We start from the raw sequence: 11,274 nt of genomic DNA on the forward strand, positions 1-11,274 counted from the left end.
CATGGACAAGCCGCTGCAACGGTATTGGCGCGACGTCCATGTCGGCCAGCTGCACGCCATCCACATGCCTGGAACCACCTACCACGCGTCGGCACTGAGTTCGCTGGGCGTCGACCCGCAGGGTCCACTCCGGGCGATGATTTAACTGGGCCGAGACAGCCAGAGGAGGCGCGTCACGTTGACCGACCTGAAAAGCCTGGGCTACATCACCATCTAGACGAACGACATCGACTACATCAAGTCCCAGCCCGCCTATGACGGACGGCCGTTCGAGGTGATGCACGGGCTGAGCACCAACCGGGTCGGGGAAGGACACGTCGCACGCGACGATCCGAATGGGCGCCCGGGGATGAGCGCCGGCGCCGTGCCCATCCCCGCCCTCAGCGGTGTCGACGAATCCCTCGATTACGCACAATGGGTGATCGAGGAGATCAAGCCCAAAGTGCCGTAACCGATTACCTGATCGTCAGCCCCCGCCTGCGCACCCACAACAGCGCGGCGGCCGTGCCGAAGAGCCACATGGCCACGGCGATCGCCAGGTGCACGAAGCTCTTGGTGTCGCGCCCGAACACCGGCCAGATCATCGCGGGCACCTTCGTCCAAAGCACCTTGTGCTCAACCCCGTTCATCGGGTCGGCGACGTAGTACAACGCGTACGGCAGGGTCAGGACCGCCAGCCAGCTGCGGGTGCGGCGCCGATCGCCCCGCTGGCGCCAGCGCCGGATCAGCGGCTCGACGCTGACCGGATGCAGCACCGAAATCAGGTTGCCCACCCCGAGCCAGGACACGATGGGCACGGCGACGGTGGGGATCGTGATCCCCAGCCGCCCCGGCGTTTCCAACCACAGCGTCAACACCATGGCCGCCAGCAGGGTCGGCAGCCCGACGATGGCAAGCAGGGCGAGGTTCTTGATCAGCAGGATCCGCCAGAACGGCACGCCGGCGGACAGGCCCGCCAGCACGCGGTAGTGGTCGGCGCCGAACAGATTGGTGGTGGTCACGTCGGCCAGCACCCACGACGAGAAGTACGTGCCCACCAGGATCACCCAGTCGGTGTGATGGCGGCCGACGGTCAGCGGCTGCACCAGCAGCCAGGCCGCGGCGAAGATCACGTTGGCGACCACGCCCATCAGCCAGGTGCGGGGCGCGGTGAACGCCCACCGGATCTCCGCGGCCACCGCCGCGGCCAGGCCCGGCTTCTCGAAGTCCGTGGCGGCCCGCCGGGCGGAGTCCGGGCGGGGGGCCGACGCGCGCACGGCGGCGTGCAGGACGGCACGCGCGCGGGGGTGCATCGACCGCTGCGGTTCCGCGCGGCGGTCGATGCGATCGCTGTGGGGCGAGGCGACCAAGGAACGTGCTCCCGGCAATCGATTGGTCAGGGGACGGACCCGAATTCCATCCCAGGCAGGATAGCGACATGAACCGCAAGCGTGTCGTCATTGCCGGCCTCGGAGATGCGGGTGTGTTGGCCGCGATCCGGCTGTCCGCGCACGCCGACGTCGTCGGCATTTCCGTCAAGCCCGCGCTGGTCAGCGGTCAGGAACTCGGCGTCCGGCTCTCCCGTCCGGACGATTGGGCGCGCGACTACTGGATTCCGTTCGACAGGTTCCGGCGCCTGGACCGGGTGCGCACGGTGCAGGCCCGGCTGACCGGCCTGGACCTGGACGGCCGCGCCGTGCTGGGCAAAGGGGCCGACGGCACGACACTCGCCGAGGAATTCGACGCGCTGATCATCTCGACCGGGGTCAGCAACGGCTTCTGGCGCCGGCCGACGCTGCAGTCGGCCGCCGAGGTCGGCGCGGAGCTGCGCGCGGCACACGGCCGGCTGGCCGCCGCCGATTCGGTCGTCGTCGTGGGCGGCGGCGCGGCGGCGGTCAGCAGCGCGCTGAACCTGGCCACCACCTGGCCCGGGAAGCGGGTCGACCTGTACTTTCCCGGCCCGCGCGCTTTGACCGAATACCACCCCCGAAGTTGGGACCGGATACGGCGCCGGCTCACCGGCCTGGGCGTGGGCATCCACCCGGGCCACCGCGCCGTGCTGCCCGACGACTTCGCGGGCGAGGAGATCACCGGCGAGCCGGTGCACTGGAGCACCGGGCAAGCCCCGGTCCCAGCCGACGCCGTGCTGTGGGCGATCGGGCGGGTGCGGCCCAATACCGATTGGCTGCCCGCGGAGCTGCTCGACGAGCGCGGGTTCGTTCGGGTGACGCCGGAGCTGCGGGTGCCCGGACAGCGTGGCGTCTTCGCGGTGGGCGACGTCGCGGCAACCGACCCGCTGCGCAGCTCTGCCCGTAACCGCGGTGATGCGCTGGTGGCCCGCAACGTGCGCGCCGAGCTCAGCGGCGGCCGGTTGCGGACCTACCGGGCGCCGACGCGGCGGTGGGGATCGCTGGTGGGCGTCCAGCCCGACGGGCTGGAGGTCTTCCTGCCCACCGGCCACGCGTTCCGATTCCCGACGTGGTCGGTCGAGCGCGTGGTGATGCCGTGGATCGTGCGGTGGGGCATGTATCGCGGTGTGCGGGAGAACAATCCGCTGGGCTAGGGAGCGTCAGGCGCTGTTGAGCAGCAGCATGAGCCCGTAATCCATGTGGATCTGCTGGTGGCAGTGCAGCAGCGACAGCCCGGGCTGATCGGCGACGAAGTCGACGTCCATGCTCTGGTAGCCGCCCAGCATCGCGACGTCCTTGCGCACGCCGGCCGTCGGCGTGCCGGCGAAGTGGGTGATTTCGAACGTGTGCCGGTGCAGGTGCATCGGGTGCAGGTCGTCGCTGGCATTGCGGAAGCGCAGCCGGTAACGCTTGTCGCGCTGCACATTGAGCACCGGTTGGTTGGTGTCCATCGAAAAGGGCGTGCCGTTGAAGGTCCAGACGTTGAACCCGTTGTCGGCGGCATTGCGCTTCTCGATCAACAGCTCGATGGTGTGATCGGGCGGCGGGACGGGCGCGGGGCGCGCGAACAGCCGGTAGTCCCATGTGAACGCCTGCGGCGCGGTCCACTGCGGATCCCCGCCGCGGCCGGCGTATTCGACGACCGTCCCCATGCCGTGGCCGCGGTCGTCGTCGGACAGGTCACCCAGCACCCAGACGCCCGGGTTATTCATGGTGACCACCGCCGAAATGCGTTCGGCCGCACCGAGCCAGAGCACCGGCACCGGCGCGGGGTTGGGCACCGGGTTGCCGTCCAGCGCGACCACGTCGAAGGTGTGCCCGGGCAAGGCCAGGCTGCGCGATTCGGTGGCGCTGCCGTTCAGCACGTGCAGCAGTACCCTGTCGCCGGTTCGCACGCGGATCGGATCGCCGTGACCGAGCATGCGGCCGTTCACGGCGAACGCCCCGTAACTGACTTCGAAGCCGCGCGGGTCACCGTGGTCGAGCGACGCCTTCATCGCCGATTCGCCGCGCTCTTTGAGATCCGGCTCCTGTTCGCCGGCGAGGAATTCACTGGCCATGTCGCCGCCGCGGCTCAACGACGGCTCGAACTCCTTGAGCGTCAGGAAGATTTCCTGGTCGTAGGCGCCCGCGTCCTGCCTTGGCTCGATGTAGACGGGACCGACCAGTCCGCTGTACTGGCCGCGGGACAGGTCGGAGCGCGGCACCACGTGCGTGTGGTAGAAGCGGAACCCCGCCGGCCCGGGAACGAAGGACACCCGTCGCATGCCGTGGGCGGGCACGTAGGGGGTGCCCTCCTCGGCCGCGCCGTCGACGTCGACGCCCAGCCGCTGACCGTGCCAGTGCAACTGCTCGGGGGAATCGGTGTCGTTGAACACGTCCACCACCGCCCGCCGGCCCTCCTTGAACCGCAGCAGGGGGCCGGGGAACTGCCCGTTGTACGTCAGCGTCGACACGATGTGGCCCGGCGCCAGTTCGACTGCGCCCCTGCCGATTCGCAGCGTGTAGTCGGCTTCGCCGCCGGGCGGCGCGGGGTGCTCGCACGCGGCACCACTTGCGGCAAGCGCGGCCACGCCGCCCCATTTGAAGAAGTCACGCCGATCCAGGGGCACGTCATCGCCCCCGCGGGTAGGCAGCAAGGACGGGCAGGAGGAAATCGATGCGGTCGTCCAATTCACTTGCCAGCCAACCGAATTCGGGATAACCCGCGCCCGACGGGTCGGGCACGCTCCAGTGCAACGTGGTGGTCACGCCGTGCTCGCGCGCGTACTCGCGCACCTTGTCGCACAGCGTGATCACGCAGTCGAAACGGCGCCGCGCCACCGCGGTCAAGGGCTGCGGCCGCTGCGCGCCGAGGTCGATCCCGTACCGGTCACGCATGATCCGTATCGCGTTGCGGTGCAGGTGCGGTTTGGGATGGCTGCCAGCGCTGGCGGCCCGGATGCGGCCGCGGCCCCGCCGCCGAAGCAACGCCTCGGCCATGGGCGAGCGCGCGCTGTTGCCCGAACACAAGAACAGCACCGAGCGCACCGGCGGTTTCGCGGCGGGCGCGGGCGCCAGCGCCGGGTGCAGCGCCGTCGCCGCCTCGCGGAACGCCCCGGCGCACCCCGTCAGGTTCAGCCGGTAATAGGTGTCGCGACCATCGAAACTGCTGCGCCGCGCGTCGACGAGGCCGGCCGAGCGCAGCAGCCGCAGGTGATACGAGATCAGGTTCTGGGGCTCGTCAACGGCGTCAGCCAATTCCCGCACCCGGAGGTCGCCGCCCGCCAGTTCGGTCAGCAGCGCCCAGCGCACCGGGTGCGAGGCCATCTGCATCAGCGACGGAACCGCCGTCCTGCCTGCCGCCACGTCGCAGACAATACATCAAACCCATTTGATAGGTTTGCCGCTGCGCAGCGGTGAGGAGACCGAATGGCCGACAGCAACACCGACGAGCTTCGTCGAAGCCTGGGCTTGTTCGACGCGGTGACGATCGGACTGGGGTCGATGATCGGGGCCGGGATCTTCGCTGCGCTCGGCCCGGCGGCGCGCGCCGCGGGTTCCGGGCTGCTGCTGGGCCTGGCGGTTGCCGCGGTGGTGGCCTACTGCAACGCGACCTCGTCCGCGCGCCTCGCCGCGCGCTACCCCGCCTCCGGCGGCACCTACGTGTACGGCCGCGAGCGGCTGGGCGAATTCTGGGGATACCTCGCGGGGTGGGGCTTCGTCGTCGGCAAGACCGCCTCGTGCGCCGCGATGGCCCTGACCATCGGCGCCTACGCGTGGCCGTCGCACGCCCACCCGGTGGCCGTCGCCGCGGTGGTCGGACTGACCGCGGTGAACTACGCCGGCGTGCAGAAGTCGGCCTGGCTCACCCGCGCCATCGTCGCGCTCGTGCTGGCCGTGCTGGCGGCGGTGGTCGTGGCCGCGTTCTCCTCGGGAACGGCCGTCGCCGACCACCTCCGACCGGCGGGCGCCGGCATCGGCGGGGTCATCCAGGCCGCGGGGCTGTTGTTCTTCGCCTTCGCCGGCTACGCGCGCATCGCCACTCTGGGCGAGGAGGTGCGCGACCCGGCACGCACCATCCCGCGCGCGATACCCGTCGCGCTCGCCATCGCGCTGGCCGTCTACGCCCTGGTGGCGGTGGCCGCGCTCGGGGTGCTGGGGCCGCAGCGCCTCGGCCGAGCGACGGCGCCGCTGGTCGACACCGTGCGGGCGGCCGGCGCGGGCTGGCTCGTTCCCGTCGTGCAGGTGGGCGCGGCCGTCGCCGCGCTGGGCTCGCTCCTGGCGCTGATCCTGGGCGTCTCGCGCACCACGCTGGCGATGGCCCGAGACCGCCACCTGCCCCACGCGCTGACCGCCGTGCACCCGCGGTTCGGTGTCCCCCACCGGGCGGAACTGCTGATCGGCGTCGTGGTGGCGATCCTGGCCGCCACCGCCGATCTGCGCGACGCGATAGGTTTCTCCTCCTTCGCCGTGCTGATCTACTACGCCGTGGCCAACGCGTCGGCGTTCACCCTGGGGCGCGACGAGGGCCGCCCCCACCGGGTGATCCCGATCACCGGGCTCATCGGATGCGTGCTCCTCGCGTTCGCGATGCCCCTGTCGTCGGTCCTGTCCGGCCTGGCGGTGCTGGCCATCGGCGTCGCCGCCTACGCGATCCGGCGGGCCCGCGCGAAATAGGGGTGGCGCGCTGATTCGATAAATGCTTATATAGAAGAATGTCGAAACAGCAGGCATGCTGCCCCACCCTGGGGACGGCCGCCATGGCCGAGTCCCACGCGTCGGAACTGGCGGCGATGTTCAAGGCGCTGGGCGACCCGGTGCGCCTGAGGTTGTTGAGCCTGATCGCCAGCAGCCCCGGCGGCGAGGCCTGCGTCTGCGAGATCTCGGCGACCTTCGACCTGTCGCAGCCGACCATCTCCCATCACCTCAAACTGTTGCGCTCCGCCGGCCTGGTGGACTGCGAGCGGCGCGGCACCTGGGTGTACTACTGGGCGATTCCCGCAGCGCTACAAAAACTTTCGTCGGTGCTGCAGCCGTGACGGGCACGCACACGTCGGCCCCCAGCGCGGCCGCGACCCGCCTCCCCACCATGGACCGGTTCCTGCCGGTCTGGATCGGCGCGGCAATGGCGGCCGGCCTGGCGCTCGGCCGAATCGTTCCGGGCCTGGGCTCGGCCCTGGGCGCCGTTGCCATTCAAGGTGTTTCACTGCCGATCGCGGCCGGCCTGCTGGTCATGATGTACCCGGTGCTGGCCAAGGTCCGCTACGACCGGCTCGACGAGGTCACCGCCGACCGCAAGCTGATGGTCACCTCCGTGTTGCTCAATTGGGTGGTCGGGCCGGCGGTGATGTTCGCGTTGGCGTGGTCGCTGCTGCCGGACCTGCCGGAGTACCGCACGGGCCTGATCATCGTCGGCCTGGCGCGCTGCATCGCGATGGTCATCATCTGGAACGACCTCGCCTGCGGGGACCGTGAGGCAGCGGCCGTGCTGGTCGCCCTGAATTCGCTGTTCCAGGTGGTCATGTTCGCCGCGCTGGGCTGGTTCTACCTGTCGGTGTTGCCCGGGTGGTTGGGCCTGCCCCAAACCGGGATCAGCGTCTCGCCATGGCAGATCGCCAAAGCGGTGCTCGTCTTCCTCGGGATCCCGCTGCTGGCCGGATACTCCTCGCGCCGGCTCGGCGAACGGTTCCGGGGCCGACACTGGTACGAGACGCGGTTCCTCCCCCGCGTCGGACCGTGGGCCCTCTACGGGCTGCTGTTCACCATCGTGATTCTCTTTGCCCTGCAAGGCCATCAGATCACCTCCCGCCCGTGGGACGTGGCCCGGATCGCGATCCCGCTGCTGGCGTACTTCGCGATCATGTGGGCGGGCGGGTATGCCCTGGGGCTCGCGCTGCGCCTCGGCTACGCCCGCACCGCCACGCTCGCGTTCACCGCGGCCGGCAACAACTTCGAGCTGGCCATCGCGGTGGCCGTCGCGACCTACGGCGTCACGTCCGGGCAGGCCCTCGCCGGGGTGGTCGGCCCCCTCATCGAGGTGCCGGTGCTGGTCGGCCTGGTCTACGTGTCCCTCGCCCTGCGTTCACGGGTTTTCGCCGATGAGCGCTAAGCCCAGCGTCCTGTTCGTCTGCGTGCACAACGCCGGACGCTCCCAGATGGCCGCCGGCCTGCTCAGCCGGCTGGCGCAGGGCCGCATCGAAGTCCGTTCCGCCGGAACGCAACCCGCCGACGAGGTCAACCCCGCCGCCGTCGCCGCCATGGCCGAGCTGGGCGTCGACGTGACCGCGGCCCGCCCGAAGGTCCTCACCGGCGCAGACGTTCAGACCAGTGACGTCGTGATCACCATGGGCTGCGGCGACACCTGCCCGTATTTCCCGGGAGTGTCCTACCGCGACTGGAAAGTGCCCGACCCCGCAGGCCAGCCGCTGGCCACCGTGCGCGCGATCCGCGACGACATCGCCCAGCGCGTCCGAGCGCTGATCGCCGAACTCCTGCCCACCGCAACGCCATAACGCGCACCGAAGAAAGGACACCCCATGTCTCGCGTGCAATTAGCCCTCAACGTCGATGATCTCGGCGAAGCGATCGCGTTCTACTCCAAGCTGTTCAACGCCGAACCGGCCAAGGTCAAACCCGGCTACGCCAATTTCGCGATCGCCGAACCCCCACTCAAACTGGTGCTGATCGAGAACCCCGGTCACGGCGGCAGCCTCAACCACCTCGGCGTGGAGGTCACGGACAGTGACACGGTGCACGCCGAGATCGCGCGCCTCGCCGAGCGCGGACTGGTCACCGAGGCGGAGCTCGACACCACCTGCTGCTTCGCCAACCAGGACAAAGTGTGGGTCACCGGGCCCGGCGGAGAACGCTGGGAGGTCTACACCGTCATCGCCGACTCCGACACCTTCGGACCCGGCGCCGACGAGGCCGAAGCCGCCTGCTGCCAGACCTAGCACCCACCGCACGGTTCCGGCGCGGGCCGAACGGGAAGACTGAGCGGATGGCCGACCCGGGAGAAGACGCGTTCGAAAAGCTGGTCGGGGTGCTGAACTACCCGATGTACGTGGTGACGACGCGCGCCGACGGCGTCGCGGCGGGCTGCCTGGTGGGCTTCGCGAGCCAGACCAGCATCCACCCGCCCCGCTTCCTGGTGGGCCTGTCCCGGAAGAACCACACGTTCCGGGTCGCCGCCAAGGCGACTCACCTGGCGGTGCACGTGTTCGACCACGACCACCTCGACGTCGTGGAGCTGTTCGGCAGCCAGACCGGCGACACCATCAACAAGTTCGACCGCTGCTCGTGGCACAGCGGCCCGGCGCGGCTGCCCATCCTCGACGACGCGGCCGCCTGGTTCGCCGGCGAGATTCTCGACCGGTTCTCCCTGGGCGACCACGTCGGTCATCTGCTCGCGCCGGTGGACGGCCGCCCGCCGCAGGAGCTGGAGAGCTGGGTGTCCTTCGGGGACGTCCAGCATCTGGAACCCGGCCACGAGGCGTAGCCGTGGCTCCCCGCGTGGGCACCGTCGCCGACATCACGGAGCTCGCATCGTTCTACGCCGACCCCCCGCAGGGCGTGCGGGTCAACATGATCTTCAGCGCCGACGGCGCCGCAGCGTTCGGCGGCCGGGCCGGGCCGCTGTCGTGCCCCACCGATCAGCGGCTCCTGAAGATCCTGCGGGGCCTCGCCGACGTGGTTTTGGTGGGCGCAGGCACCGCCCGCGCCGAGAACTACGGCCCGGTGCGGCTCACGGACGGGGGCCCGGCCGCACCGCCACCGATCGCGGTGGTCAGCCGCAGCGGCCGGCTGCCGGCCAGGCTGCTCGGCGACCCCGCTCAGCCACCGATCGTGGTGACGTGCGCGCGGGCGGCGGCGCGCGAGGACCCCGGCGACGGGCGGCGGGTCGTGGTGGCGGGCGAGGACTCCGTCGACGTGGCGCGCGCGGTCGCGCTGCTGCGCGAACGAGGCATGCACCGAATCCTGTGCGAGGGCGGCCCGACCCTGCTCGACGAGTTGGTGGAGGCCGACGCCGTCGATGAGATCTGCGTGACTTTGGCCCCCAAACTCGCCGCGAGCCAGCCGGTGGGCCGCCGCCCGACCGCGTCGCCGCTGCCCGCACCGGTGACTCTGCGCCTCGAACACGCGCTGGTTTGCGACGGTTACGTGTTCTTGCGATATCGCCGCTGATTCCGCTCGACATGCAGCCGGGGAAAGCCCTTCCTATGATGGAAATGCCCGGTTTGACGCCCATATCGAATCGCCTGCGCGGCATGGTTTTCAGATCCTCGCCGTCCACTTTCTCGAGCCATACACCAGGAGGACTATCGGCCAGGTGAGCAGCTCAAACGACGACCATGACTACCGCAATCTCGCGGTGAACCGGCTGCGGCCCAGCGAACTTCAGTGGGCGCTGAACCACGACGCCGTGCACGGTATCGCCTACGCATTCAAGAATCCCGTCGCCGTCGCCGAATCCATCGACGACCCGGACGACGACCGAATGACCTACCTGATCCGCGTCAAGCGCGACGACCTGGCCAACGCCTTCGGCAAGATCAACGACTGGATCACCGAAAACCCCGGCCCCGCCGGGATGCAGGCCTTCGGATTCGTCCGCGCGCTGTCCCGCGAAGGGTTGACTGAACGCGCCGGCGGTGAGGACGAACTCCGTTAATCCCGGCGTCCCGATCGGCTGGCTTTCGCTATTCGCCGTGCCCGGCGGACCGTGAAACCTTAGCCTTATGCCTGCGCACGGTCGGTGACTGAGGAGTCGGGATGGGTGACACCACCGCGGATTCGCGGGAGGGTTCGCAGTTCGGGCCATATCTGCTGCGGCGGCTGATCGGTCGCGGCGGCATGGGTGATGTCTACGAGGCCGAGGACACGGTCCGGGAGCGCACGGTCGCCCTGAAGCTGATGTCGCAGACACTGTCCAACGACCCCGTTTTCCGCTCCCGCATGCAGCGCGAGGCCCGCACCGCGGGCCGGTTGCAGGAACCGCACGTCGTGCCGATCCACGACTTCGGCGAGATCGAAGGTCAGCTCTACGTCGACATGCGCCTGATCGACGGCAAGGACCTGGCCGGCATGCTGAGCCGGTACGGGCCGCTGTCCCCGCCGCGGGCGGTGGCGATCGTCCGCCAGATCGGCTCGGCGCTCGACGCCGCCCACGCGGCCGGGGTCCTGCATCGCGACGTGAAACCGGAGAACATCCTGGTGAGCGGCGATGATTTCGCCTACCTCGTCGACTTCGGCATCGCCAGCGCCACCGCCGACGAGAAGCTGACCCAGATCGGCACCACGGTGGGCACGGTGAAGTACATGGCCCCGGAGCGATTCAGCGACTCCGACGTCACCCACCGCGCCGACATCTACGCCTTGGCCTGCGTCTTGTACGAGTGCCTGACCGGATCCCCGCCGTACACCGGCGACCAGATCAGCGTGATGGGCGCCCACCTGCACCAGGCGATCCCGAAGCCCAGCGCGGCGCGGCCAGGCATCCCGGCCGCCTTCGACGGGGTGATCGCCCGCGGCATGGCCAAGGATCCCGCGGACCGCTACGCCACCTGCGGTGACCTCTCGGCGGCCGCGTATGCGGCCCTCGCCGAACCCGACCAGGACCGGGCCACCGACATCCTGCAACGCAGCCAGGTGGCGCGGATGCCTGCCGCCTTCGCCAGCCAGCAGTCCGCCGGGATCGCCCAGGCCACCCCCGCGCACGCCCCCTCGTCCGGCCCGATGTGGGCGCCGACACCTCCCGGCGGCCCGACGCCCCAGCCGACGGGATGGGGAGGCGCCCCCACCTGGGGCCCGAGCACCGCGGGCGTCGCGCCGCCCTGGGGGCAACCGCCGCGGCCGAGCAGGAAGCCCTGGCTGTGGGTGGGCGTCGCGGCCACCGCCCTGGTGG

11 protein-coding genes and 3 pseudogenes are annotated in these 11,274 nt (G+C 70.1%); 11 read left to right on the top strand and 3 right to left on the bottom strand.

The features are described 5' to 3' along the window. Positions 1–145 (top strand): annotated as a pseudogene (locus tag A5704_RS27295) (hydroxylase); the annotation flags it as partial. Between the two features lie 81 nt (positions 146–226). After that, a pseudogene (locus tag A5704_RS27300) lies at positions 227–451 on the top strand (LLM class F420-dependent oxidoreductase); the annotation flags it as partial. Between the two features lie 4 nt (positions 452–455). Here the strand turns inward: A5704_RS27300 and A5704_RS01760 are convergent. Then, the gene (locus A5704_RS01760; RefSeq protein ID WP_067748112.1) at positions 456–1,256 is read right to left on the bottom strand and encodes a hypothetical protein; all 801 of its coding nucleotides are present in this window, start codon (positions 1,254–1,256) and stop codon (positions 456–458) included. Between the two features lie 161 nt (positions 1,257–1,417). Between A5704_RS01760 and A5704_RS01765 the strand changes: the two genes are divergently transcribed. Beyond that, a complete protein-coding gene (locus A5704_RS01765) occupies positions 1,418–2,542 on the top strand; it encodes an FAD-dependent oxidoreductase (protein WP_067748096.1) in 1,125 nt (374 codons plus the stop codon). Positions 2,543–2,548: 6 nt separating this feature from the next. Here A5704_RS01765 and A5704_RS01770 read toward each other — a convergent pair whose 3' ends face one another. Further along, on the bottom strand, positions 2,549–4,000 hold the full coding sequence (locus tag A5704_RS01770; RefSeq protein WP_067748114.1) for a multicopper oxidase family protein: 1,452 nt from the start codon (positions 3,998–4,000) through the stop codon (positions 2,549–2,551). A 1-nt stretch (position 4,001) separates the two neighbouring features. Next, the gene (locus tag A5704_RS01775) at positions 4,002–4,736 is read right to left on the bottom strand and encodes a helix-turn-helix domain-containing protein (RefSeq protein WP_231968704.1); all 735 of its coding nucleotides are present in this window, start codon (positions 4,734–4,736) and stop codon (positions 4,002–4,004) included. Between the two features lie 63 nt (positions 4,737–4,799). Here A5704_RS01775 and A5704_RS01780 point away from each other — a divergent pair, with 63 nt between their 5' ends. The 8 genes and pseudogenes from A5704_RS01780 to A5704_RS01820 all read left to right on the top strand — a co-directional run. Beyond that, positions 4,800–6,047, top strand: coding sequence for an APC family permease (locus tag A5704_RS01780; protein ID WP_067748098.1), 1,248 nt, complete (start codon positions 4,800–4,802; stop codon positions 6,045–6,047). 38 nt (positions 6,048–6,085) lie between these two features. Further along, on the top strand, positions 6,086–6,409 hold the full coding sequence (locus A5704_RS01785; RefSeq protein WP_067748100.1) for a helix-turn-helix transcriptional regulator: 324 nt from the start codon (positions 6,086–6,088) through the stop codon (positions 6,407–6,409). A 50-nt stretch (positions 6,410–6,459) separates the two neighbouring features. After that, a pseudogene (arsB, locus tag A5704_RS01790) lies at positions 6,460–7,882 on the top strand (ACR3 family arsenite efflux transporter). Positions 7,883–7,906: 24 nt separating this feature from the next. Beyond that, a complete protein-coding gene (locus A5704_RS01800) occupies positions 7,907–8,323 on the top strand; it encodes an ArsI/CadI family heavy metal resistance metalloenzyme (RefSeq protein ID WP_067748104.1) in 417 nt (138 codons plus the stop codon). A 47-nt stretch (positions 8,324–8,370) separates the two neighbouring features. Next, on the top strand, positions 8,371–8,868 hold the full coding sequence (locus A5704_RS01805; protein ID WP_067748106.1) for a flavin reductase family protein: 498 nt from the start codon (positions 8,371–8,373) through the stop codon (positions 8,866–8,868). Positions 8,869–8,870: 2 nt separating this feature from the next. Then, positions 8,871–9,554 carry a pyrimidine reductase family protein gene (locus A5704_RS01810; protein WP_067748108.1) on the top strand — a complete coding sequence of 228 codons (684 nt, stop codon included), beginning with the start codon at positions 8,871–8,873 and terminating at the stop codon, positions 9,552–9,554. A 145-nt stretch (positions 9,555–9,699) separates the two neighbouring features. After that, complete coding sequence (locus tag A5704_RS01815; RefSeq protein WP_067748110.1) at positions 9,700–10,041, top strand: hypothetical protein; 342 nt, start codon at positions 9,700–9,702, stop codon at positions 10,039–10,041. 101 nt (positions 10,042–10,142) lie between these two features. Beyond that, on the top strand, positions 10,143–11,274 hold a 1,132-nt coding region (locus A5704_RS01820; RefSeq protein ID WP_156734816.1), incomplete at its 3' end, for a serine/threonine-protein kinase.

Source organism: Mycobacterium sp. E735 (assembly GCF_001666955.1).
In the GTDB taxonomy this organism is placed as follows: Bacteria; Actinomycetota; Actinomycetes; order Mycobacteriales; family Mycobacteriaceae; genus Mycobacterium.

Bases quoted from the DNA above. Each gene is read 5' to 3' on its own strand.
- A5704_RS01780 (WP_067748098.1), top strand. From the start codon at position 4,800: ATGGCCGACAGCAACACCGACGAGCTTCGTCGAAGCCTGGGCTTGTTC.
- A5704_RS01785 (WP_067748100.1), top strand. From the start codon at position 6,086: ATGTCGAAACAGCAGGCATGCTGCCCCACCCTGGGGACGGCCGCCATG.
- A5704_RS01765 (WP_067748096.1), top strand. From the start codon at position 1,418: ATGAACCGCAAGCGTGTCGTCATTGCCGGCCTCGGAGATGCGGGTGTG.
- A5704_RS01800 (WP_067748104.1), top strand. From the start codon at position 7,907: ATGTCTCGCGTGCAATTAGCCCTCAACGTCGATGATCTCGGCGAAGCG.
- A5704_RS01805 (WP_067748106.1), top strand. From the start codon at position 8,371: ATGGCCGACCCGGGAGAAGACGCGTTCGAAAAGCTGGTCGGGGTGCTG.